Source organism: Chitinophaga sp. (assembly GCF_019236475.1).
In the GTDB taxonomy this organism is placed as follows: domain Bacteria; phylum Bacteroidota; class Bacteroidia; order Chitinophagales; family Chitinophagaceae; genus Chitinophaga.
In genome coordinates, this window is the sequence record NZ_JAFAIX010000009.1 from 113,585 (window position 1) to 140,077 (window position 26,493).

Annotated in this window: 18 protein-coding genes; 11 read left to right on the forward strand and 7 right to left on the reverse strand. The window is 44.3% G+C overall.

All coding sequences use genetic code 11. The features are described from left to right. Positions 1-77: 77 nt before the first annotated feature. The 3 genes from JO154_RS11680 to JO154_RS11690 are packed head-to-tail and all read right to left on the reverse strand — an operon-like array spanning position 78 to position 1,961. On the reverse strand, positions 78-581 hold the full coding sequence (locus JO154_RS11680) for a cupin domain-containing protein (RefSeq protein ID WP_291945553.1): 504 nt from the start codon (positions 579-581) through the stop codon (positions 78-80). Positions 582-625: 44 nt separating this feature from the next. Then, positions 626-1,078 carry a GNAT family N-acetyltransferase gene (locus tag JO154_RS11685; protein ID WP_291945555.1) on the reverse strand — a complete coding sequence of 151 codons (453 nt, stop codon included), beginning with the start codon at positions 1,076-1,078 and terminating at the stop codon, positions 626-628. A gap of 43 nt (positions 1,079-1,121) precedes the next feature. Then, on the reverse strand, positions 1,122-1,961 hold the full coding sequence (locus tag JO154_RS11690; RefSeq protein WP_291945557.1) for a DUF6597 domain-containing transcriptional factor: 840 nt from the start codon (positions 1,959-1,961) through the stop codon (positions 1,122-1,124). A gap of 688 nt (positions 1,962-2,649) precedes the next feature. Here JO154_RS11690 and JO154_RS11695 point away from each other — a divergent pair. Continuing rightward, complete coding sequence (locus tag JO154_RS11695) at positions 2,650-3,642, forward strand: virulence protein RhuM/Fic/DOC family protein (protein WP_291945560.1); 993 nt, start codon at positions 2,650-2,652, stop codon at positions 3,640-3,642. A gap of 87 nt (positions 3,643-3,729) precedes the next feature. Here the strand turns inward: JO154_RS11695 and JO154_RS11700 are convergent, their stop codons facing one another. Beyond that, entirely contained in the window at positions 3,730-6,570 is a 2,841-nt protein-coding gene (locus JO154_RS11700) for a prolyl oligopeptidase family serine peptidase (RefSeq protein WP_291945561.1), read from the reverse strand. Between the two features lie 147 nt (positions 6,571-6,717). Between JO154_RS11700 and JO154_RS11705 the strand changes: the two genes are divergently transcribed. The 10 genes from JO154_RS11705 (at position 6,718) to JO154_RS11750 (ending at position 23,803) form a co-directional block, all read left to right on the forward strand. Continuing rightward, positions 6,718-7,314 (forward strand): RNA polymerase sigma factor, encoded by a 597-nt coding sequence (locus JO154_RS11705; RefSeq protein ID WP_291945563.1) that lies wholly within the window; start codon positions 6,718-6,720, stop codon positions 7,312-7,314. Positions 7,315-7,404: 90 nt separating this feature from the next. Then, positions 7,405-8,565, forward strand: a complete 1,161-nt coding sequence (locus JO154_RS11710) for a FecR domain-containing protein (protein WP_291945567.1) — start codon at positions 7,405-7,407, stop codon at positions 8,563-8,565. A 271-nt stretch (positions 8,566-8,836) separates the two neighbouring features. Then, a complete protein-coding gene (locus JO154_RS11715) occupies positions 8,837-12,211 on the forward strand; it encodes a SusC/RagA family TonB-linked outer membrane protein (protein WP_291945570.1) in 3,375 nt (1,124 codons plus the stop codon). 21 nt (positions 12,212-12,232) lie between these two features. Further along, positions 12,233-13,753 (forward strand): SusD/RagB family nutrient-binding outer membrane lipoprotein, encoded by a 1,521-nt coding sequence (locus JO154_RS11720; protein ID WP_291945573.1) that lies wholly within the window; start codon positions 12,233-12,235, stop codon positions 13,751-13,753. 236 nt (positions 13,754-13,989) lie between these two features. Further along, complete coding sequence (locus tag JO154_RS11725; RefSeq protein WP_291945577.1) at positions 13,990-14,589, forward strand: RNA polymerase sigma factor; 600 nt, start codon at positions 13,990-13,992, stop codon at positions 14,587-14,589. Positions 14,590-14,675: 86 nt separating this feature from the next. After that, a complete protein-coding gene (locus tag JO154_RS11730; protein ID WP_291945580.1) occupies positions 14,676-15,824 on the forward strand; it encodes a FecR family protein in 1,149 nt (382 codons plus the stop codon). 101 nt (positions 15,825-15,925) lie between these two features. Next, positions 15,926-19,384, forward strand: a complete 3,459-nt coding sequence (locus tag JO154_RS11735; RefSeq protein ID WP_291945583.1) for a TonB-dependent receptor — start codon at positions 15,926-15,928, stop codon at positions 19,382-19,384. 10 nt (positions 19,385-19,394) lie between these two features. Further along, on the forward strand, positions 19,395-20,903 hold the full coding sequence (locus tag JO154_RS11740; RefSeq protein ID WP_291945586.1) for a RagB/SusD family nutrient uptake outer membrane protein: 1,509 nt from the start codon (positions 19,395-19,397) through the stop codon (positions 20,901-20,903). A 6-nt stretch (positions 20,904-20,909) separates the two neighbouring features. Continuing rightward, complete coding sequence (locus tag JO154_RS11745; RefSeq protein WP_291945590.1) at positions 20,910-21,761, forward strand: endonuclease/exonuclease/phosphatase family protein; 852 nt, start codon at positions 20,910-20,912, stop codon at positions 21,759-21,761. An 8-nt stretch (positions 21,762-21,769) separates the two neighbouring features. After that, on the forward strand, positions 21,770-23,803 hold the full coding sequence (locus JO154_RS11750; protein ID WP_291945593.1) for a DUF5689 domain-containing protein: 2,034 nt from the start codon (positions 21,770-21,772) through the stop codon (positions 23,801-23,803). Positions 23,804-23,917: 114 nt separating this feature from the next. On the opposite strand, the gene JO154_RS11755 is transcribed toward JO154_RS11750, so the two are convergent. From JO154_RS11755 to JO154_RS11765, 3 genes are all read right to left on the reverse strand, one after another. Continuing rightward, complete coding sequence (locus JO154_RS11755) at positions 23,918-24,805, reverse strand: DMT family transporter (RefSeq protein WP_291945595.1); 888 nt, start codon at positions 24,803-24,805, stop codon at positions 23,918-23,920. Positions 24,806-24,881: 76 nt separating this feature from the next. Further along, positions 24,882-25,622, reverse strand: a complete 741-nt coding sequence (locus JO154_RS11760; protein ID WP_291945598.1) for a polyprenol monophosphomannose synthase — start codon at positions 25,620-25,622, stop codon at positions 24,882-24,884. A gap of 72 nt (positions 25,623-25,694) precedes the next feature. Then, entirely contained in the window at positions 25,695-26,468 is a 774-nt protein-coding gene (locus JO154_RS11765) for a 3'-5' exonuclease (protein ID WP_291945601.1), read from the reverse strand. Positions 26,469-26,493: the final 25 nt, after the last annotated feature.

Genomic DNA, 26,493 nt, shown 5'->3' on the forward strand with positions numbered 1-26,493 from the left:
AACTGAAAGTTAAGGAAAGATAACATGTAATCCATACCAATAGCAGTAAGGCTTAGTAGGAAATGAATGATAAACAATTATCGGGTGAGGGTTGCAATCAGGTCTGCATGCTGTGGATAAGCTGCCTGGAGTACTGATCTTTCTGCCAGCTCGAAGTCAGCGAAGTCAAAACCTGGAGCAACCGTACAACCAGTCAATGAAAAACCGCCCGGTACTTCTGTACGGGAAGCAAACCAATTGCCAGCGGAAATGATTACCTGCAGCCGTTCTCCTTTGTCAATATCCCTTCCTAGCTTGTGGGTGATTAGGTTTCCTCCTGGCTCTATTTCATAAATGGTTAAGGTTGTACCATCATAGAAATGCCAGATTTCATCAGCAGCGATGCGATGAAAAGCGGAAAATTCTCCGTGTTCCAGTAAAAAATAGATACAGGTAGAGGCGTTGCGGTTGCCGGACATGCCCGCAGGGAGGGTGCTCATATCAAGCATCCATTCAGAACGGTATGTTTCCCGAAAGGCGCCGCCTTCGACGTGCGACTGCAATTGCAGCTTTTCACGCCACCAGTTAGCAGAATATTGCATAGGTTCCAAGATTGAGACCGGGAAGTTATGGAAAATGGCTGTCTTTAGGAGGTTTTTTTCGTATATGGATTAGCGTGACTGACTTGCATCAGTTTGCTCGTGTCTCCCAGCGGTTCAAATCCAAACTGCTTATATAAGCCATGGGCATCGGTAGTAGTCAGCATCCAACGACGTAATCGCTGGAGGGTGGGATATGCCATAATGGTGCGCATCAGGAATTTTGACAGGCCTTTTCCGCGCCATGCCTGCAGTACGAATACATCCGCTAAATAGGCGAAAACCGCTTGGTCTGTGATAACTCGTGCAAAACCAATTTGCTCGGAACCATGATATAGCCCGAAACAAAGCGATCCGGCAATAGATTTTTCCACCAGCTCCCGGGGAATATTTTGGGCCCAGTAAGATTCTGTGCTGAGAAAATGATGAATCAGGTCAACATCGAGTTTTTCCGTATCAGTGGAGACACTATAAGGGCCTTCGTAAAAAGTAGTTGTCATAATGAGGTGTCTTTTACGAAGACCCAAGTTACGTTATATTATATCAACTGGCAACGGCCACTTGTAGCCTGTTACCAGTATGCATATGTGCAATGGTGGTGGCTACTGGCTCGAAGTAATCAGGAAGATCCCCGTTGAACAGGAGATAGTCCTTTACAAACATTGCCTGATTGTAATAATTGTTCTTGCTCATGTTTACCTGCCACTGTGGAAAATTCATCTGTTGCAAAGACTTCAAAGCTGTCTTGAACCTTACCATACGGGAAAACAACTGTGGTGGCAACCCAGTAACGGTAGTGAATACACGTTCCATCGTAGGGCGAGACAAATGAAATATATGTGCCAGCTCTTCTAGGCCTACATTGCCTTTGCGGGCTATCAGGTAATCCACCATCTCATCCACTTGACGGAGAGAGCGACTACCAGCATCCAAACAACTGCGGTAGGCACTGTTCAGCACAGGAATAATGCTATCTGGCTGACGTACCGTGGCCAGTTTAGCAGATACTTCTTGCCACAGGCTACCAGCGCTGATATCCAGATTGCGGAAATAATTGGTAAAGGAAGGCATGTCTATTCCCAACAATTTGTAACAGCCGTAAGCATTCAACTGTACAATCACAATTTTTACGGGTCCTTTCACTTGCAATTGACAAGCACAGGTAAAATGACCGATCACGGAATTAGCTGGGAGGATGTAAGCGGGATGGTTGGTAGGCTTCACCGTGGCTTCACCCTGTTGGATAAAGGCCATGTACTGGTCGCCAAGGGCAAATAAACTCTGCGGTAATTGAATAATGCCACGGGTATTGTCTTCCCAATAGTAATACTGCTTAACATAGGGACGCAATGCGTCTTCCGGTTGGAAAATATGGAAGTTCATAGGCACGATGTTTCTGGTTTAATAGGATATTACTAGCATAGGTCCAGGCTTACTCGGAGTAAGTCGGTACAGTAAATATATGTTAAAAATATTGTAATTATATTTTTTTATTACGTGTGGGGTGATAGGGAGACATGGGTACTTATGGATGAGTTGGCTAAAAGTGGATTCGAACTATTCAGAAAAACTGGATAGTTGGGGAAATCGAACCGGCCTAAAAATTAGGACGGTTCGATTTCGCTACAGTAGCGATTTTAGGTCTATTTTGGGGTTTTAATGTGAGTGAGTTCTTCAAAATTGATTTCGAACTATTCCATTTTTTGAAATAGTTCGAAAAAATCCAACCGGCCTAAAAAATGGGTCGGTTCAAACCTGCTGCTGTATTAATTCTAGAGATATAAATAGTAAAAATGTGGGAGAGGCTAAAAGTGTGCTTCGAACTATTCGGAAATTCCGAATAGTTCAAAAATCGAACCGTCCGGTTTTTCCGGACGGTTCGATTTTTATAATATGTATATGATTATTAATTAGTATGTTGAATTAAAATAGAACTATCCCAAATCGCAATCAAACTAAAAAAACTGGAATTATTGATCTAATTAAATGGATGAGTTTGTTAATCATTTGCTATTAAGATTTAATCAACAAATTAGGAGGCTAATTCTTTCAACTTCATGCAAAAAATGATATGAAAGATAATCAGATCCTAATTTATCAAGACGCCGAAGGAGGCGTAAGCATTGACGTAAAGTTAGAAGAGGAAACAATTTGGCTATCTATGGCTCAAATTGTTGAATTATTCAATTCTAGTAAGTCTAATATTAATGATCATATTAGAAATATTTATAAATCTAATGAATTGGAGCGAAAGGCAACCGTCCGAAATTTCCAGACTGTTCGAAATGAAGGTAAGCGCGCAATTACAAGGGAATTGGAGCATTACAATTTAGACATGATTATATCCATTGGATATAGAGTAAACTCCATTAGAGGCACTCAATTCCGAGTTTGGGCAAATACAGTAATTAAAGATTATTTGATCAAAGGCTATGCAATCAATAAGAAACGGTTCCAAGAACAATCAGCGCAACTGGATGAATTAAAACAAACTGTAAAACTCCTGGGAAATGTAATAGAAAGTCAAGAGCTCAATACAGAGGAGGCAACAGGTTTACTAAAAGTAATTACAGATTATACCTACGCTTTAGACTTACTTGATCAATACGATCATAACAGACTTAAGATCTCCTCCATTACTTCAGAAGGGATATTTGAAATTTCATACCAAACAGCTAAGGATGCTATTGAAGGACTTCGGAATAAATTCGGTGGCAGTAAGTTGTTTGGGAATGAAAAAGATCATTCTTTCCGAGGGGCGCTGGCAGCTATTTACCAAACATTTGATGGAAAATATCTCTATCCCAGTGTGGAAGAAAAAGCTGCAAACCTATTGTATTTTGTTATTAAGGACCATTCATTTTCCGATGGCAATAAACGCATCGCGGCTTTCCTGTTTGTTTGGTTTATGGAGAAAAATGATCTGCTTTATCATAAGGATGGAACTAAGAAAATTGCAGACAATGCACTGGTTGCATTAACATTAATGATCGCAGAATCCAAGCCAGATGAGAAAGATGTAATGATTAAGGTAGTTGTAAACCTTATCAATCTGAGAAATTAGCATACACAAAGTTTTTATTCCTTTTGCCAGGAAACAAGAAAGCCGCCTCAAACGAGGCGGCTTTCTTGTTTTGTAACCTAAAGAAATTTATTTCGTGAGATCAAAGCCCCAGTTAATACCTTTCTCTGTAGCAGGAACACCTGACTCCATCCATTCAGGAGCTGGCGCACCTTTCAGGAGATGATCGAAGAATTGTTGTTCTCTGCGGGAGATATCTTTACGGTTCTGGCGCTGTACCAGGTTATGTGCTTCATTGTTATAGTTCAGCATCCAAACTGGTTTACCCAGGCGGCGCAGACCAGTGAACATTTCAATACCCTGGTACCAAGGTACTGCCCCATCTGCATCATTGGCCATGATAGCGATTGGAGTAGTCACTTTAGGCAGCGAGAACAGCGGAGAGTTCTGGATGTATAGATCTTGCTTTTCCCAGAGCGTTGCACCGATACGGCTTTGGCTCCTCTCATACTGGAATTGTCTGTTCATACCGCTTTCCCAACGGATACCGCCATATGCACTCGTCATATTGGCTACAGGCGCACCTGCCCATGCAGCGGCAAACAGGTTGGTTTGCGTAATCAAGTAAGCTACTTGATAGCCGCCCCAGCTCTGTCCCTGGATACCCATATGTTTACCATCTACATAAGACTGTTTGGCCATGTCTTCCGCAGCACTTACGATATAATCATATGCACTCTTGCCTGGATAACCATCTTGGTAAGTGATATCTGGTGCAAACACCAGGTAACCACGACTTACAAAGAAGCTAATGTTCAGACGGGAAGGGGTAGGCGCAGGAGCATTGTAGTTATACATGCCATCTGTCAGCTTCTCGTAGAAATAGAAGATAACTGGATATTTTTTATTAGGATTGAAATCTTCCGGTTTGTAGAGGATACCTTCCGCTTTTTTACCGCTGAAAGTGGTCCATTTGTATAGTTCCGCAGTTCCCCAGTTGTAATCTTTCTGCTGTGGATTAGTATTGCTGAGTTGTTCCGCTTTGCTGATATCCGCTCCTGCAAAGATGTTTGGAGAGTTGACATAGCTAGCTTTTACAAAGGTATATACATCGGCGTTTTTAGCCTTGGCGAGATCGGTGTAGCTGTTAGGACTCAACACGATTTCTTTTGGCTGCGCTGCTTTTCCTTTTGCTCCTGGCAACTGCACACTGTAGTAGCCATTGTATTTGGTGGTATCGGAGAAGGCAGTGAGGATGCGTGTCTGTCCTGGTTTTAAGAAGCGCTCTTCTTCGTCCAGACGTACCATGCGGAAACGGATACCGTGTTGACGGCCATAACCACTGGTAATATTTACTGGTGCTTTTTCACCTGTAGGATCCAACTGCCAGATATCATAACGATCATAGATCAGTACATGATTGTCATTTTCCATCCAACCTGCTAATCCGTATGCTTCTGGTGAATCTGGATGATCGTCTTCTTCATCGTAGACTTTTACAGGTACGTTTTTGCTGATATCTGCGAGTTTTCCGGTTTCGTTGTTGTAAGCCCACCAGTGCTGTCCTTGGAGATCATACCAGATAATATATTTCCCTTTTGGAGAAATAGAATACATACCATCTAGTTTGCTTTTAATCTCTTTTCTGGTACCATCGGTAACATTAACGAGATAAGCTGTTTTCAGGCTACGACCTACCCATTGGATCTGGATACGTTCGCCTTTATCTGTATAGCCCAGTGCAAAGTTACTGTTGCCCTGATCAGTGGGGAGTACGGTTTCGAGATCTTTATCGCCGAGTTGGATCATGCGTTTGCTAGCAGGATAGTATACAGCAGCATAGTTTCTCTTCAGTTCTTTGTCGGCATTTTTCAACTGCATGGGTTGCAGGTAATCATCCTTGTAGTTCCAGATATCCACCTTCGCTACTTCGAAGTCAACGATATTGGTATCCTTTACTGGCAGCACAGGCGCAGTACCAAAGAAGATACGCTGATTGTCTTTGCTGAAAGTGATGGTACTATGTTGGCTAACCGTCCATTTGGAAGGGATAGCGCTGTTGTTTTTATCTACTGCGATGGTGGCGCTATCCATGCCTGGTTTGTAATAATACATGGCATAGAACTGCTGGAGGGACTTGGCGCTGTCGCGGGTAGCGAAGTAAGCGGCTTGTTCTCCTTTTTCATCGAAGGCGAATTGTTTGAAATCGCCGTAGCCTCTGCTCAGGGTGTCGGCTTTACGAGTGGCATTGTGCCACAGTAATACGCCTGTTTTGGAGAGGGAATCTTTTTTATCGCTATTGATAGCTACCAGCATATTGTTACCTGGTTTGCTGATCACATAGGAACCGGCGTTTTTGATGGTATCTTGTTGTCCAGTCAATAGTTGACGGATAACGAGCATACCATTTTCGCTTTTATCACCGCCTGATTTATCATCATCATCGGCGTCTGCATCTTTTTTAGTGTGTTTGGCTACTTTGCCCTTGGTAGTGTCTGCCGCAGGGGCTTCCGCTAGGAAAGCCAGTAATCCGCTGCCTTTTTGAGGCGTTTTAAAGGATTTTACATTCGCCATTTTCTCCAACTGACCAGTGGTCAGGTTGACGATGGCCATAGAATCCTTCGGCATTTCAGGCCCTTTCTTTTTCTTGATTTTTGCTTCGCGGGTATCCTTGAAGAGTGGTTTGATAGCAGCGATCACGAATTTGGAATCTTCGGTGATCACGGGCGCACTCCCACGGGGAATGATAATATCTTTCCCGGTTTTACGATCATGGATGATCAATCGGCCATCCCCTTCTTGCGGAATAATGGTATAGGTAATCCATTGTCCGTCGTTACTGATAACTTTTGCTCCTGCAGATTCCCATCCATCGTACACACTGTGATCCAGTGGTTTTTTGGACGGTTGTTGCGCATAGGTCATAAGGGCAGATCCCATTAAAAAGGAGCCCAGCATTAATTTTCTCATAAGCGCCAATAATAGACTTTAGTTTAATCGGGCTGAAATTACAAAACAGAACTGGTGTCTCCCTAAAAAAAATGGATGAACGTCTTATCCATCCTATGGAAAGACGGGGCATTTTCAATAGTTTTGGCCAAAAGTTCCCCCGAACCAATGAAGCACGCCACAACAGATGACGAATTATTGTTGGGTATCTCCGCCGGAGATGCAAAGGCTTTCAAGGTTTTTTTTGATACCAACCGTAAAAAAATATATGCATTTATTTTGCATATGGTGAAGTCGCGCGAGGTAGCAGAAGAAATTGTGATGGATGTCTTTATGCGTATCTGGCAGGGGAGGGATTTATTGCGACTGGTGGACAATATCGATGGTTTTCTCTTCAAAGTAGCCTATAACAAATCAGTAGATTTCCTGCGGGCAGCCGCTCGCACGCCGGAACTGGAGCAGGCCGTATGGGAAGAAATCCAGCCTGTTAGCGATGTACATGCCGATTCGCGGTTGTTGCTGCGCGACTATGAGACCCGTCTTCAGGAAGCCATGGAGCTGCTCCCGCCAAAACGTAAACAGGTGTACCTGCTCAGTCGCGAGCACGGGCTGTCTCACGACCAAATAGCTGATATGCTGCATATCTCCAGAAATACTGTCAACAACCATATCGTTACTTCTCAACAGTTTATTAGGAATTACCTAGTGAAAAACCTGGACCTGGGGAGTACTGCGTTTATCGCTTTCATTATCAGCCGTATCTAACGGTAAAAAAATATTTTCCGAGAGAATAGTTATACCGCTTATTTCTATCGTCATTACTTATAAGAGCACCTTACAGTGAACAATGAAGCTATGCCCGAGGCAAGATGGAATCATATTGTAGAAAAATATCTGGATAACACCTGCACCCGTGAGGAACTGCGGCAATTGCTGCAATGGGTAGAGGAAGATCCGGATAATGCGCATTTCGCAGCCATCCTGCGCACCCATTGGGAGCGCCTGGACGCGGATATGCCAGATGATGCCGCCCACTGGGATCAACGTTTTCAAGCCCTTACCTTACAAATCTCTCCTCCGCCAAAACGCGTCATACGTTACCGGCCATGGGTGGCTGCTGCAGCCGCCGTATTGTTGCTGGTGGCGATTGGCGTGGGTTATTACAAGTACCGGCCTAATACATCCATTGTTGCTGCCCCAGCAACTATTGTGGCACATGATGTAGCTCCAGGTGGGAATAAGGCCATGCTCACATTGGCAGATGGTTCTGTTATTTCGCTGGATAGCGCGGCAAACGGCCTGCTGGCACAGGAAGGCGGCACTAGTGTCAATAAACGACAAAACGGACAGTTGGCCTACCAAGGCGCGAATGCCTCCGGCCAACAGCAGTTCAATACCTTGAGTGTTCCGAAAGGAGGGACCTATGCCCTCATCCTGCCAGATGGCAGTAAAATATGGCTGAACTCCGCATCTACCTTACGTTTCCCGCTGACCTTCGGCGCTGAAAGAAAAGTATTGTTGACGGGAGAAGCCTATTTTGAAATCGCCCAGGATGTGAAACATCCCTTTATTGTAGCCGTAAATAATACCGAAATAAAAGTACTGGGCACCAGCTTCAATGTAATGGCCTACCAGGAAGAATCTAAACTGACTGCCACGCTGGTGGAAGGTGCACTGGCTGTTAGTAAAAATAATAAACAGGTGATCCTGAAACCTGGTCAGCAGGCGAATATCCCAGCAGGACAGGAAAAAATTGACGTATCCACCGCCGACCTAGACGAAGCCCTCGCCTGGAAAAATGATCGATTCTATTTTAATAATACCGATATCCATACCGCTATGCGTCAGTTGGAGCGCTGGTATGATGTACAAGTGACTTTTCGAGATTCGCTCAATATGCGCCTGAATGGTACGATCAGCAGGTCGGTCAATATTTCCAAAGTACTGAAAATGCTGACGTTTACAGGCGAAGCCAACTTTTCTATCGAGGAGAAAACCGTGATTGTAGGTAAATAAACTATCTATTTTTTCGTCAACCAAAAACTGTAACTACTTATGAAAAGCAACTAACAACCAATAGCATTATAAAAAAACCGGAGGTGTAGCAGCACCCCCGGCGAGTCTGAAATAATGCTTGCAACATCCGACAGAACGTATTCAACAAATTCCAAACAGTAACAAAAGTATGTATTTACGCACTCTAATCAAAGGTATGCGTAGGCGTAGCCTTTGCCACACCACAATCATTCGTGTGATGCAACTGAACACCTTTTTTATACTAGCTTGTATGCTACAAGTCCATGCAACTGGCTTTTCGCAGAACAAGATCAATATCACGAAGAATAATGCCACCCTCCGGGAGGTTTTTCGTGAGATCAGCAAACAGACAGGTTATGATTTCCTGTATACCAACAAGGTATTGTCTGCCGGAAAACGCGTGACCCTAGACGTGAAAGACGCTGCACTGAAAGATGTGCTGGTCAAATGTCTGGAAAATCAACCATTGAATTATACCATCTTGGATAAGACAGTGGTGATTAAAATCCAAGCACCTGCGGCGGCCACACTGTCTGCAGCTATCGCCGTTCCACCGATAGAAGTGCAAGGGGTGATCACCGATGAAAATGGCAGTCCGATTCCTGGCGCTACTGTGATGATCAAAGGAACCAATAAAGGAGTAGTCACCACTACCGATGGTTCCTTTCATATTGCAGCCCCTGAAAATGCAACGCTGGTCATTTCTTTCCTGGGTTTTGAATCCAGGGAGATAACAGTTGCTGCCAACGGCGGCCCGATCAACATCGCCATGAAAGCGGCTAATGCAGGATTGAACGAAGTAGTAGTAACGGCATTGGGTATTAAAAAAGAGAAAAAAGCCCTGGGTTATTCTATCCAAGAAGTAAAAGGAGAGGACCTTACCAAAGCACGTGAATCCAATCCAGTGAGTGGTCTTACTGGTAAAGTAGCTGGCCTCGTGATCACACCGAGTCCGAACCTGTTCGGTGATCCGGGTATTGAACTCCGCGGACGTACCAACGTATTGGTAGTAGTAGATGGAGTGCCTATTAGCACGGATTCCTGGAACCTGAACGCAGATGATATTGAGTCTTATTCTGTGCTGAAAGGGGCCAATGCGGCGGCATTATACGGTCAGCGTGGTCAGAATGGTGCTATCCTCATTACTACCAAAAGGGCGAAAAGCAATAAGAAAGGCTTCCAAGTAGATATTAACTCCAGCACACAGTTGCAATCCGGATATAACTCTATCCCTAAATATCAAACAGAATACGGTCCTGGAGACGATTTTAAATATGCCTTCAAAGATGGCCGTGGTGGCGGTATTAACGATGCGGACTACAACATCTGGGGCCCACGTTTCGAAGGACAACCGATTACACAGTACAACAGCCCTAAAGACCCTGTTACTGGCCAGTTAACGCCCATTCCGTGGTTGGCACGTGGTAAAAATAACCTCACCAACTATCTCCGCAATGGCTTGCTGAGCACCAATAACGTGGCCATCTCCACAGCTAATGATAAAGGTGATATGCGTATCTCCTTATCGCAGGTGGCACAACGCGGACAGGTACCGAATACCAAATATGGGAGTACGAGCGTGAATTTTAACGGTGGTATCAATATTGGGGAGAAACTCCGTATTGATGGTGCGATCAACTATAGCAAACAATATACGCCTAACTATCCAAGCCTGGGCTATGGTCCGAGCAGCTTGATCTATCTCATCACCGTATGGGGTGGTGTGGATTATGATATCAATGATTTGCGTAACTACTGGCAGCCAGGTAAAGAGAATGTACAGCAGTATAACCGCGAGTACACGATCTATAACAACCCTTGGCTGATTGCTAATGAGGCTACCCACTCTTACTACAAAGATGATATCTACGGCCACTTACAACTGCAATATCATATCAGTAAGAAATTGGATTTCAAATTGCGCTCGAATGTGAGCACATGGAATCGTCATCAGGCGTGGCGTTACCCGATTTCAGCGGACTTCTACGAACCTTATCGTCGTGTAGGCGGTTACCGTGAGTTCTACGATTATTTCTGGGAGAACAACACCGAAGGTGGATTCACGTATAAAGATAAATTCAGCAAAGACTTCAGTTTCACGGGATCATTGCTCGCGAACCTGCGCACCGTGAAGGTGAGCAGCCTGAGTGGCGCTACTAAAGGCGGACTCATTACGCCAGGTGTGTATGACCTCGGCAACTCCAAAGAGCAGAATTCTCCTGTAAATGCCTATGCAAAACGTCAGGTGGCGAGTGGTTATGGTTTCATTGATATGGACTGGCGCAGTATGATCTTCCTGAGCCTGACCGGCCGTTTCGACCGTTCTTCCACCATGCCAGTGAAGCATAACACTTATTTCTATCCATCGGCTTCCCTCAGCTTTATGCTGTCTGAAATGTTCCATATGCCGGAATATGTGTCTATGCTGAAACTGCGCGGCGCATACGCTAACGTGGCGGGGGATCTGGTAACAGGCACCGACAACTACGATATTTACAAGTTGCTGGCCAACTACAATACCATGGGTACTCGTTGGGATAATAACGTGGGTATTACTTATACTGGCACCAGGTATAATCCTGATATCTTGCCTAGTCGCGTAAAAACAAATGAAGTAGGTCTGGAAGGTAGTTTCTTCGGCAACAGACTGGGTTTTGATGTGGCTTACTATCGCAATATTGAAGGTCCTGGTATCGTAAACGTAACCGTATCTTCAGCATCTGGCGTATCTACTATCCAACGTAATGCAAATACGTATATCCGTAAAGGTGGTGAAATCACATTAACGGGTGCGCCTATACGTAATAAGGAATTCTCTTGGGATGTAATGGTGAACTGGTCTAGCAACCAACGTTGGCTGAAAGAAATTGATGGTATCCAGACCCGTACTGGTATGATTAAAGTAGGGGATCGCGCCGATGGTTATTACATCACCGATTTCCAACGTGATAATAATGGGAATATCCTCGTAGGTAACGACGGTTTGCCTTTATACAATCCGTTCCAGACTAAGATTGGTTATGAGCGTAATAAGTTCATGATGGGCCTTAATAACACTTTCCGCTATAAGAATTTTGCACTGAGTATTCAGGTAGACGGCCGATTTGGCGGACTGATTAATAACTACGTGGATGGCTATCAGTGGCGTTCTGGTACTGCTCCTGCTGCTGCATCTAGCTATCGTTACCAGGATTGGGTACACCGCGATGATCCAAACTGGCAAGGTACCGTGATGACCAACGGACAAAAAGTAGTTTCCGGAAAACTGAATGCCGACAGAGATGGTAATATCATTTCCGATGATCGTAAATATGCGCCAAATGATGTACCTGTACTGTGGAGAGATTGGGCAACCGATTTCTATACGGCAGACAGAAGCCTGGTACACAGCGCTACTTTCGCCAAACTGCGTGAAGTCATTCTGACTTACCGTGTACCGGCAGCTACGCTGAAACGTACCCATTTGTTCACCAATGCCAGCGTTTCCCTGGTAGGACGTAACCTCCTGTACTTCACCAGCAAATACAATAAGAACATAGAGCTGGATCAGTATACCACTGATAATGCAGGATTCCAGACGCCTTCCGTGAAAAGTTATGGTGTGAATATTAATCTGTCCTTCTGATCTTATTAAACGAACAAGAAAATGAAAGCTGTTATTTCGAGATATATATTAGGTGCGGCACTGGTGAGCAGTTTATGGGGATGTGAAAAAGTGGACAAGCTGCAACAAAATCCTTCCGCAGTATATAACGGTAGCCCGAAACTATTGCTCACAGGGCTGTTGATCAATATGAAAGATGGTCCGTGGAATGATGTGCAGCGACACAATCAGTATGCTACACAAAACAACTCTTACTACTATGGCCAGCCATATGACTGGACCACCAGCGGAGAGAGTTTTAGTGCTTTTGATCGCTTGCGCGACGCGAACCAACTAACCATAGAAGCTAAAAAAGTAGGCGATGTAGCCAAGGGCTATCTGCCACTGGCGAGGTTCTTCAAAGCATGGTTCCTGATTCGTGCGACGGAGATGTACGGTGATATTCCTATGTCCGATGCTATCAAAGGTATTAGCGATGGAAACTATACGCCTAAATATGATGAGCAGAAAGAAGTATACCGTAACTGTTTACAGTTGCTGGATACGATCAATACAGAATTGACGCCCCTCGTTGCTGCCAATGTTAAAGTAGAAGGGGATTTCTATTTCAAAGGGGACCTTTCCAAATGGCAGAAACTGGTCAACTCTTTCAGACTGCGTGTATTGATGAGTCTTAGCAAAAGGGCAGACGATAATGCAGACCTGAAGATCAAAGAACAATTTGCAGACATCGTAGGGAATCCGGGCAAATACCCGCTGATCCTGACGAATCAAGATAACCTGCAATTGATCTACAACAGTAATGCCCGTGATAATAACTATCCGCTATGGCCTGCAGACGGTATTGTGATTAAGAATGACATCAACAATAACCTCGCGTCTACCATTATCGAAATTTTAAAACAAACATCCGATCCAAGGTTGTTTGTGATGGCCTTACCTACTGATTCGGCGAAGAAAAGTGGCGATCCGTTGTACGCTACCAAATTCACCTCTTTCCGTGGTGGTTCTGTAGGTATGATACAGTCTGAGTTGAAAGACCTGGCAACTGCTGGCAAGTTCTCCCAATTGAATTATGATTTCTGGGAGGCAACACCATCGGGCGTTCCTTGTATCCAACTAGGTGCTGCAGAAGTGAATTTTATCATTGCGGAAGCCATAAACAGAGGTTGGATTGGACTCGATGCTACTACTTACTACAATGCTGGTATCCGCGCTAATATGGCGTTTTACAACATTGCAGCGGTTGCGCAAGATGCTTTCATTGCTAATCCTGTTAATACTTATGCAGGGAATACAGCGGCTGGTTTGCAACAAATCCTCATTCAGAAGTATGTTGCTTTCTTCCAGAACTCCGGCCGACAGGCATTCTACCAGAACCGCCGTACGGGTATTCCAACATTTGAAGTTGGCCCAGCGAATAAGAATTCCAAGATGATTCCAGTAAGGTGGAAGTATCCGTCTTCAGAGTATGATACGAATAACAAAAATTTGCTGGATGCGTTAAAGCGCCAGTACAATGGTTCTGATACGCAAAATGATAAGATGTGGTTGATTAAATAGTATTTATTTATAATTGCCTCGGCCATATATTAGGCCGGGGCTTTTTTGTCTTGTTATCTCCAAATGTTATATAATTATGAATTCCGACCCTCCGAAACCCAGTTGGGGATTGTCGGAATGCTTTGCTGGTGGCTGGTTTTAAAATATTAATAAAAATTCAGGCATTTACCGTATTTTCATATAGGCTTTACAGTGACCCCCACGCGATATTATATTTGTGACCAAAATCTATATGAATGGAACTCCGCGAGCTACATACAGATCCTGACCTGTTCCGTGCGATTGCCAGCGGAAATGAGAAAGCTTTTGAGACACTCTTCAATCAATATCGTAACAAAGTATACACGATAGCCATTAAGATTACCGGTACGGAAGAGTTGGCCGAGGAGATTGTACTGGATGTTTTTCTGAAAGTGTGGTTAAAAAGAACACAATTACCTGAACTTGAATTTTTTAAGGCCTGGTTGTTTACGATTACCCGCAACCAGATATATAAGACACTCAAACAATCGGCATACCGTGCCACAGAACGGCCTATTCCCGATAATGAGGAATGGTTGCTAGCACCAGCAGATACTTCCAGTTCCCAACTGTTAGAAAAAGAGTATCGCCAGATATTACATGAAGCGATATCTCAGTTGTCTCCTCAGCAAAAGAAAGTATATCATCTTATCAAGGAGCATGGGATGAAAAGAGAGGAGGCCGCAAAAGAATTGAATCTTTCTCCTGAAACGGTAAAACGCCATCTGGCAGAGGCTATGCAGGTTATCCGCACTTATTGTAGCTATCGTATGGGCACCTATGTAGCCCTCGTGATTATTAAGGAATTGTTATGAAGCCGATTTTTTCCAAATTCGACTGACCCATTTTTCTTTTTCAGGGATTTCTTTAAGTATAACCGGTGATTAACCCGGCAAACAGCATGTCTTATTTCGAATCACTATTTCGTAAATCACTGGAGCATACCAGTTCTGAAGCTGAGAAAAAAGAGCTACAGGAACTGATCGCCACATCTGACCATGATGAGGAGCTGGTGCAGTTGCTGGATGAGGCAATTGCCACCACCATCGAGGAGCAGGAGCTTCCAGATGACCGGGCAAAGGAAATCCTTGCGCTCATCTTGGATGCTGGGAAGAAACGAAAGCAGAAGCCGTTGTTGGTGAGCATGCGTTGGTGGGCTGCTGCAGCAGTGGTTTTACTGGGGGGCTTCTCCTGGTTTGCATTCAGACATACTATGCAGCCCGTGCATTCGTCAACATCTACTGCTGTGGCCATGCAAGACATCTTACCAGTGTCTCAGAGCGCGATCCTTACATTGGCAGATGGCCGTCAGGTAGCACTAGATAGTTTACAAACAGGCAATATCAGCAATACATCTGGCGCCGCTATTCACTTACAGAAGGGCAGTATCAGTTATATAGGTGGTCAATCTGTATCCAATACTTATAACACCCTTTCCACTCCTCGCGGACGCATCTTCCATCTCATCCTGCCGGATGGTTCAGAGGTATGGCTGAATGCCGCGAGCTCGCTGCGTTATCCGATTGCTTTTACATCCACAGAAAGGGTAGTAGAACTACAGGGAGAAGCATATTTTGAAATCAAACAATCGGCCTCTAGTCCATTCCGTGTAAAGGTACACGGCGACAACGAAATACAGGTACTGGGTACAGGATTTAACGTAAATGCCTACACGAATGAGCCACATGTGACCACCACCTTATTACATGGTAGCATTCAAGCGGTAACCGCCAATCAGAAAAGATTGTTGAAACCTGGTCAGCAGGCTTTGATGAACAATGATCATATCCATCTACAATTGGCCGATACCAGTCAGGCTACCGCCTGGAAAGAAGGAGTTTTCCAATTCGACAGTACTAATATACAAACAGTGATGAACCAATTGGAACGATGGTATGATATAGAAGTGATCTATGAAAATGGCATACCTGATATTCAGTTCGGTGGTAAAATGGAGCGGGATCTGAGTCTGAACCATATACTCAGGATAATGGAAATATCGAACGTACATTATCGACTGGAAGGGAAAAAACTATACATCAAACAGTAACCAATACATACTTGCAAACCAACTAACACTATGCTGAAAGGCGTAGCAGGGCAGCGTTTGCCTGAAAAATACTTCATACAAATTCAGACATCATTATGTTCATGAAACAGTTTCACACAAAAAGATCTGTATTTACATCTGATCAGGTGCCCCGGTCCAATCATCGTCGGGCCGGTAAACCTGTCAGTCGCCTATGGCCATGTATCCTACTACTAGCCGCTATCCTGTGCTTCCAGGTACAAGCGGCCACCATGGGGCAGACAGTCACGCTTTCCGGAAAAAACCTCTCTTTCAAAGAGATATTTCAATCGCTGGAAAAGCAAACGGGCTATGTTGTTTTTTACAACACCGCTATGCTGCATAAAACAAAACCTGTTACCGTATCGGTCAAGAGCATGAACATAGTGGAATTCCTCCATACGGTAATGGCTGGCCAGCCGATCGACTTTGAGATCAGCGTAAAAACCATTACCATCAAGGAGAGAGGCAAACTAGCCGCAGAACTGGTGTCAGCACCAGCAGACAAAATAGTAGACAAAGGTCCCGTAAAAGGAGTAGTGACGGATAGTGATGGAAATCCCTTACCTGGCGCTACAGTGGCTGTTGCCGGTAGTACGCATGGTGTGCAGACCAATGAAAAAGGTGAATTTAATATTGAAGCTGCCAGTAATGCTTCTCTCGTTATCAGTTATATCGGTTTTGAGAAAAAAGTGATTGTACTGACGCAACAAAAAACACCGCTTACCGTACAATTATCGGCTGCTAAAAAGGATATCAATGAAGTAGTAGTAATTGGTTATGGAGCCGTGGCTAAGAAAGACCTTACTGGCGCGGTTTCAGTAGTGCGTACGGCGGATATAGAGGGGCTACCAGTGACCCGTGTAGACCAAATGTTGCAAGGGCGTATTGCAGGCGCGGAGATTGTATCCACTTCTGGAGAGCCCGGCGCCGGTACCTCTGTAAGAATACGAGGTACCCGTTCTATTACGGCTAGTAATGAACCACTGTATATCGTGGATGGCATGATGGATGGTATTAACAGTCTGAATGAACTAAATCCCTCTGATATCGCTTCAATCAACGTGCTGAAAGATGCTTCGTCCACGGCTATTTATGGCTCGCGAGGAAGCAATGGGGTTATTATTATTACCACCAAAGCCGGCACCAATAGAATGGGTAAAACGAACTTTACATTTCGCTCAGACCTCGGTTCTTCTGTATTGCCTCGTTACCTGGATCTGATGAATGCTACGGAGTTTGCCCAACTGCAAAACGATCGGTTCTATTTCAGCAATGCGAACAATCCTACACTTCCGCTGGAGAGTTATCCTTACCCTAACCCACTTTCCCTGGGAGAAGGCACCAACTGGACTAAAGAGATCACGCGTGTGGCGCCTTACCAGAATTATACCTTGTCTGCCAACGGTGGCGATAAGGCCACCCAATACTATTTTTCAGGTAACTATAACGACAACCAGGGCATCATTAAAAATAGTGGCCTGAAACGTTACCAGGTGCGTCTGAACCTCGACAGAACCATCAACAGTTACGTAAAAGCAGGGGTAAGGTTCAACTACTCTCAAATAGCGCGTAAACTCAATAACGCCGATATTGGTACAAGTACGCTCTGGTATCGTTCTACCATATTCCTCGCGCCTACTATGCCAGCCTATAAACCTGATGGTAGTTTCAACGACTGGAATACGCAATGGTATAGTGGTACGCTGTTCGATTCTCCCATTGCCAACGTAGAACTGAAACAGAATGATGCCTTGGAGAAAACACTCAGTTCTATGGGATACTTGGAAATCAGACCAGTGAAGAATATTCTCCTCCGCAGTACATTATCCTATACTGATTATAGTAAGACGGAAGACCAGTTCATTCCTTCCACGATGCCTTCCCGTGCGAATGCGAACAGTGGTGCATCTGCCTATAAACGCAGTTATGCCGATAATAACATCCTGAATGAAAATACCATTACCTATAAAAATTCCTGGAATCGTACACACAACCTAGAAGTGATGTATGGTTTCACGGTGCAGAAGAAAAAATTCAATAACATGACCGCCAGCGGAAGTGGTTATTTTATCGATGGCATCGGCGATAACGATATGGGGGCTTTGCCTTCCAAAGAAACGATGGCGATCAGTTCCTCACTGGAAAACCAGGGACGTGTGTCGCACCTGGCGCGTGTTAACTATAACTACCGCAATAAATACTATCTGACTGCTACTGGTCGTGCGGATGGCGCTTCTAACTTTTCCAGGAACCATAAGTGGGCTTATTTCCCTTCCGCTGCTTTTAAATGGAATGTTACCAGCGAGCCTTTCATGCAACGTTTCAAGGATATCAGTGAACTGTCTATTAGGCTGAGTGGTGGTACCTCCGGTAACGATGGTATTGCCCGTTACCAGTCTTTGTCTCGCATGAACTCCACTTCTTCCGGATACATTTTCAACGGCACACAGCCAGTGGCCTATTATCCAGGCCGCATCGAAAACGAAGGACTTTCCTGGGAAAAGACTACTTCCTGGAACGCCGGATTGGACCTGTCTTTCCTCAACAAGCGGGTGGATGTCTCCCTGGATTTGTACAAAAGCTTTACTTCAGATTTGCTGCTAACGGTGCAACTGCCTACCCAAACTGGTTATAATTCCAGGCTGGCCAATATAGGAAAGACGCACAATAATGGAATTGAACTGACTATCAATGCAGAGAATATCCGTCGGAAAAATTTCGGTTGGTCTACCACCTTCACCATTGCACACAATAGCCAAATGGTGGATGATATTGGCGGACTGGATAAGGTTTCTGTATATGACAATCCTTATGGTGCGCAATACATGATGTATGGCTATGTAAAAGGAAAACCGCTGAATGCCTTATGGGGTATGCAATACGCAGGTACTTGGAAAAGTCAGGATGAAATAGACCAAAACAAAAAAGATAAAAAGTATGCTTCTGCTTCGGCTGGTTATTACTCTCCTGGCCGCCAGCGCTACATTGATCAAAACCATGATGGCATCCTCGATAACAAAGATCTGGTATACCTCGGCAATGCAGATCCTGATTTTTACGGTGGTATTCAAAATACTTTCCGATTTAAAAAACTAAGCGTATCCTTTTATTTCAACTACAGTGTAGGTGGTCAGATTTACAATCCTACTGAGTTGTTTATGGGCACTGGTACTTATTTGAGTAATCAGTATCGATATATGGTGAATGCTTGGCATCCGGTGCGTAACCCGAATTCTGATATCCCTAGAGCTGATTCTAAAGATGACATTCCCAACGACAGGTTTGTACATTCCGCTACCTTCCTGCGTTTCAAGAATTTCTCCATTGGCTATCCATTTGACCTGAGTAAGATGACCCATAAGAAATTACAAACCCTCTCTTTGTCGCTGGGTGGTAATAACCTGGTATTGTGGAAGTATTACAATGGCTATGATCCGGAAGTCTCTACACAGAGTGGTGGTTCTACTATCCGTCGTATGGACAATGGTGCTTATCCTTCGAGTCGCACCGTCACATTTAGTGCTGAGTTAAAATTCTAAAAGTATTGGTATGAAAATAAAATACAATTATCTGCTTGCTGTACTCTTACTGGCTGGTGTGACCGTGTCTACCGGTTGTAAAAAATTACTGGAGGAAGAACCCAGTAGTTTTGTAAGTCCTGGTGAGTTTTTTCAGAATGAAAACCAGTGTATTGCTGCACTGAATGGTTGTTACATTCCGCTCAACAATATTTACACGGCCGATTTTATGGTGGCCCAGGAAGGGGCCACAGACTTGGCTTTCCTGAATTCTTCCTCCTTGGATGCCAAATTTGAAATCTCTCCTGCAAACCCTGGTATGGGGGATAATGTTTGGTCATCTTGTTATAGTGGCGTCATGTATTGCAATGCGGCTATCTATGGTATTGAAAACGCTAAAGTAGCTGCTGATAGAAAGCTTGCGCTCAAAGCGGAAGCAGTGACATTGCGGGCTTTATACTACTACATTCTCACCAGTGCTTTTAATGATGTACCTTTCTATACCCAGAACGTTGGTAGCCTGAGTGCCTTAACAGACGTGATGAAATTGGGACGGATGAGTGCCGTGGAAACGAGGGATAAACTGATAAAAGAACTCCAGGAGTATGCGCCTAAACTGCCACAGGCAAGAACTTCAGAGGTGCCGCAAAATAGGGTATCCGCATCAATGGCATATATGCTGATTGGTAAGATGGCATTATGGAATAAAGAATATCAGGTTTGTGTAGACGCGATGCAGTCGGTCCGGAAGATCTATGGCCAGCTTGGACAGTATCAACTGAAAGATACTTGGTTCAGGAATAAAAATACTCCTGAGTCAATTTTTGAGATACAATTTACATGGTCGGCCACTGGTCTGCGGAAAACCTCTACTGTGGCTTGCTTTTTTACGCCTACCAAGGCCGCGGGTACCAGTACTTATGACGGTGTGAACATTCCTGAGTTGGGCTCAAAAGCAAATCCGTTTACTTCCATTACACCTACTGAATATTTCATGGGACTGTACGATTATGCAGATCCCCGTCGGGAAATGATCCTGGCGTACAGTTATAATGGCGCTTATTTCAAGCGTCCTATGCAAAACAATGGTACTGGTAAAGCCTGGATGGGCCCTAAATTCTGGTGCCCTGGTATGGACAACGTTTCTGATGGTAACAACCAGAAAGTATTCCGTTATGCAGATGCACTGCTGATGCTCGCTGAAGCTGCCAATGAAACCGGCGATAATGCTTTAGCATTTCAATGTCTGAACGAAGTAAAAGCCAGAGCTTATGACGGATTGAAACTCCCTGCTTATCCGGGTAAAGATCTGTTTTTTGAAGAAGTGAAAAAGGAACGCGCCCGTGAATTGATGGGCGAATATGGCCGCAAATGGGATCTTGTAAGATGGGGCGTATTCTTCAATGCTGTTAGTCAAACAGCGGGAACAGAGTACGATGTCATCAAAAACAACCTTCGTCCTTATCACGAGTATTATCCCATCCCGGACAAAGAAGTATTACGTTCCGGAGGCATCTTAACAAATCCAGCTTATAAATAATTTATCATGAAACGTTTTTTAAGTATCTCTATTCTATTCTTTGCTGCTTGCTTCGTGACCCGTGTTCAGGCACAGGCGCCACTTCGTGTAATCAGTTATAACATCCTCGAAGGAATGACCACCGATACCACCAAAGGCAAGAAGGTATTCGTAGAATGGATTAAACAATTCAACCCGGATATCATGGCTTTGCAGGAATGCAACGGGTTTACCCAGAAATCGCTGGAAGACCTGGCGGCTACCTGGGGCCATCCATATGCGGTTATTGTAAAGGAGAATGGCTATCCAACCGGTATCACGTCTAGATATCCTATCACAGGTATTCAGAAAGTGAATGAAAACATGACGCATGGTTTCATCATGGCTAATATCAATGGCTATAATGTGGTAGTACTGCATCTCAATCCGCATAAATACCGCAAGAGAAATGAAGAAATCGCTACTATCCTTACCAATATGGAAAGGAAAAATGAAAAGAATAATTGGATCATCATGGGCGATTTCAATTCAAACACTCCATTGGATAAACATAGACTGGATTCCAATAAAATAAAATCTTGGCAGGCAAACGGTTTGAAAACTAACCCTAATATCGACAACCTTGTAAATGGCAATATGATTGATTATGCTGTACAGCAGCGCATGCTGGATGCTGGTTTTACCGATGCCCTCTATGAAACAGACAAGCAACAGAAAGCCGCTACTGGTAAGGATACTATCCGTACAACAACACGTATCGACTATATCTATCTCAGTAAAGATCTGGCAAAGAAGTTAATGACTTGTCATTTCATTTACGATGATTTTACTGCTAAATATTCGGATCACCAGCCGGTATACATGGAAATTAAAAAATAAGCACTGTCATGGGAAAATATCTGTACATCATAGCTTGTTTATTACTGGGAGTGATCGCGTGCCGAAAGTCGGAAGATTATAAATTCAGCACGCCATTGGCCATCGATAGTCGAATCGTTAGAGTAGACGTTCCTGCGGATACGACACGCATTATCGTATATGCGGACGGCGACTGGAAAATGGAGCCTGTAGCCGAAACACCCTGGTTACAATTGCAAACGAATAGTGGTCACGGTAAGGGCGAAGTGCTGGTGCAAGTAAAAGATAACAGCGGACAGTTGCCGCGCGCCGCCAAACTGGTGGTACGCGGTGGAGGAAAAACAGACACCATCGTGCTGCAACAGAAAGGTATCGTACCTACACTGACCCTCGCCGACAAAACTGCACAGACTATCTCTAATGGCGGAACCTACAAAACTGCCATTAACACTAACATCCCAATGAACCTGATGACTATAACTTATAGTTATGATTCAACTGGGGCTACCAACTGGGTATCTGGATTGCAGATAAAAGACGGATATTTGTTTTTTAAGACAGATACGAACCAATTGTCTGTCATCCGTAGTGTGGTAATGCGATTGAGTTATTTGGACGCGTTGGGTACTACTACTAAGGACACGCTCTTGATCCAACAAAAGCCGGGTATGAGTTTCGAAGGCGCGGTGCAAAAGGATTTCGCTTATGTAAAACAAGCACTGGCCAATGGCGTGATCAATGAAAATATCTATGTAGAAGGTATCGTTGTAAGCGATAAAGGGCATCCTAATATCGCACAGAACTTAAATACACCTGCCAATAAACACGTTCTGGATAAAACCGAAAATAGTATAGCCGTGTACGTACAAAGTCTGGATGGTACTAGTGGTCTTTATTTCAGGACAGCAACACCAGGAGATAACATCTTTAACTTCAATGATCGTGTAAAAATCTGGCTGAAAGGTACTAGTGTACAGCAATTGCAAAATCCTGCGCGCACCATTATTTCCAACCTGGATGTATTACATATCATGAAAAAGGATGTAGGTACGACCTCATTACTGCCGAAGGAAAAGTACATGGCTGACCTGACAGATAATGATCTCTATACTTACACCAAACTCAAAGATGTAGAGATATCTATTCCTAGTGGGTCCTTTACCAATATCAATGAAGGTTACACGGCGAGAATGGATTGTTATCCCATGAACATTAGGGATATACAAGGCAACAGTATGTATATGCTTACCAATCTGGACGTGCCTTATCGCCGGGATGGTAAACAGGTGCCGCAAGGATCGGGTACCATTGCGGGTATCCTGGTGCATGAAGAATATGACCGTTATGGTGGGAATATCGGGCGGTATGCGATTCGCCATCTGAAAAGGGAAGATATTGCATTGAGTGATGATCGCAATAATGGGTTCTCAAAAGTATTGGCAGAGTGGAGTCGTTTTAAAAACGAATATGCTAACACCCCAACAGATGCGCTGAACCCACTTACTCCTGATATCGGTACAGGGCGTATTACGCAGAGTAGTAAAACCTGGCTCGATTTCACCGCTAATGGCATCACTGGCACCACCGACTATAACGGATTATTACAAGAACCTACTACCAACAAAGGTGCTGTAACCAACGGTGGCTGGGGATGTAAAGGATGGTGGAATACGGTAACAAATACAGGGGAATATTGGGCGATGGAAGTTTCTTCTGCTGGTATTTCTACACCATTATCCATGCAAATAGAGGGAAATACAGATATCGGAGGGCCTCGCAACTTTGTGGCGGAATGGTCTGTGAATAACAGTACTTGGAATAGTATAGGCAGCTTTACTTTTGAAGACGTGGCCAACTGGTCCAATACCTTACTCACACAGGTAGCGGGATTTAAGGTATTGAACTTCCAATTACCACCGGCCGCTTCCGGACAAAATCATTTGTACATTCGATTGAGAGTAGCGAATAAGAATGTGGGGACTACCAATGCTGCCACAGGCGGCACTTTGACTACCACCACTTCGTGCAGATTGGTACATGTCTCCCTAAAATATAATAAATAGAAAATCTCCTTCCCATTCCCTGCCTGTCGTCCCTGCCCGCTGGGAAGGAACGACAAAAAACGAAGAGGGAGTGACGTCGTAGACGTCACTCCCTCTTCGTTTTGATACATGCTATCAGGCAGTTGCCCGTAATTTCCTATGTTGCCAGGTGACCCTCACCATTTGCAGTATTACAGAAAGTATAATGCAGGCCAAACCACCATAAAAAGCAGGATTGAGGTATTTATTTTCATGGAAGATCACAAATGCCATTATGATGCTGTATACCGGTTCCAGGTTGAAGCAAAGGTTCACCGTAAAAGGAGAAATCTTTGTCAGGGCGCTCATGCTCAGTAGGTACATACAGATCGTGCAGGCCCAGGAGAGAATGAGCAGGTACACCCAATCCATCGTGCCGGGGAGGAGACTCGCAACCGGGAATAGATGCAGGTAGATAGGCGCCAACAGCGTCAGCACAGCCAATCCTGTAGACAGCTCGTAAAACGTGATGGTTTTAGTATCGAAGCGTTTGATCAGTCGCTTATTGAAAACGGTAAACAAGGCCGCAAACATGGCCGAGATAATACCCAATATGATACCGGTTCTGTATTGTGTGTCGAAATGAAAGATCAGCAAAATCCCTCCCAGCGTGAGTAAGCTGAGGAGCATTTCCACTGTATCGAAGCGGCGTCTGTTGATCAACGGATCGAAAATCGCGGTGAAAAGACTGGTCAGACTGAAACAGACCACTGCAATAGACACGTTGGCATATTTGATACTGCCGTAAAAGAACAGCCAGTGTAATGCCACTACCACTCCCGTACTGCCAATGGGCAGAATATCCTTCCAGGAGAGTTTTTTTAATGTTCCCTGGAAACGGAAGAGGAAGAACATGGTGATAACAGTGATGAAGAGACGATACCAAACCAGCATTCCTTCATTGAGGGTAATCAGTTTACCCAGAATGCCGGTAAATCCTGCAAGGAATACCGAGAGGTGAAGTTCTAAAAAAGCTTTTTTCATGATAAACCGCCATGGGCGGGATTGCGCGGCAAAGATGGTTCCCGGAAGGGAAGCATACCGTCTGCTGACGGTATGCTTAATTACTTACACGCTTCTTATACTTGCGGAAGAGACTTTGCCATTGAATTTTCAGGACACCGAGGATTCCCTCTTTCACAATGCCTTTACTCATTTTGGAATAGCCTTCCTTACGGTCTTTAAATGTGATAGGAACTTCGGCGATTTTGAAGCCCAGTTTCCAGGCGGTAAATTTCATTTCTATCTGGAATGCATAACCAACGAACTGGATCTGGTCCAGGTTGATGGCTTCCAGTACTGCGTTGCTATAGCAAACGAAACCTGCAGTCGGATCTTTCACCGGCATCCAGGTGATCAGTCCTACATAGATAGAAGCACCGTAGGAGAGCACCGCTCTATCCCATGGCCAGTTTTCTGTTTTCCCACCTTTTACGTACCTGGAGCCAACGGCTACGTCTGCACCACCTTTGGCGCATGCGTCGTAAAGGCGAACCAGGTCTTTCGGGTTATGGGAAAAGTCAGCATCCATTTCGAAAATATAGCGATAGCCTCTGGCCAGCGCCCATTTAAACCCATGAATGTATGCGGTACCCAAGCCCTGCTTGCCGGAACGTTCTTCCAGGAAGAGCGCATTGGGATGTGTACCCTGCAATGATTTTACAATGGCGCCGGTACCATCCGGAGAACCATCGTCAACTATCAGGACATGGAAATCCTGCTGTAAGGAAAATACAGCGTCAATGATGTTTTGGATGTTGTCCTTTTCATTGTACGTAGGTATGATGACAAGCTTTTCCAATTCGGCAGATGATGTTTTAGGACTGCGAAAATAATTCAATTCGGCTGCAAGTTAGGTTGTTCTACCGGAAGATTACATTTTTTTTAACATCATATTATAATAAATCTCCGAGAGTTTTTGTTTTGTATTCAGTGGGAAATCGGCTTTCATCATCCAATCATAGTATTGAGGTTCTATTTTCAGGACTTCCCTTACTGGTTTCCCCTTGTATTTTCCGAAGTTGAATACTTCCTGTCCGCCTTGCATCACGATTCTGCGGGCGAAGTCCACATAATCTTCTTCTTTGGTAAAGGTAGCCAGGGCGTCGATATCGTTCTGGAGTTGTTCGTACCTAGTGAGCTGGGCTTCTAGGATTTCGTAGGTAGCCAGGGCGTCTGCTTCGGCGCTATGGGCATTCTCCAGGTTTTTATCGCAGTAGAATTTGTAGGCAGCACTGAGGGTACGTTTTTCCATCAGGTGGAAGATGCGCTGTACATCTACGAATTTACGTTTAGTGATATCGAATTCCATTTCTGCGCGGAGGAATTCCTCTACCAGCAACGGAATATCGAAGCGGTTAGAATTGTAACCTGCCAGGTCACAGTTCTCCAGGAACATTTTCAGTTCATTGGCAGACTGTTTGAAGGTAGGCGCATCTTTCACATCTTCATCGCTGATACCATGAATTGCTGTAGATCCTGCAGGAATTGGCATTCCTGGGTTGATACGCTTTACTTTGGACTGAGTTGTTTTATCAGGAAATACTTTAATGATAGCAATTTCAATGATACGATCGGTAGCTACATTAGTACCTGTAGTTTCCAGATCAATAACGGCCAGAGGCCTTTTGAGGAGCAAAGAAGACATTATCTGTTGTTTATAATTGTTTTGT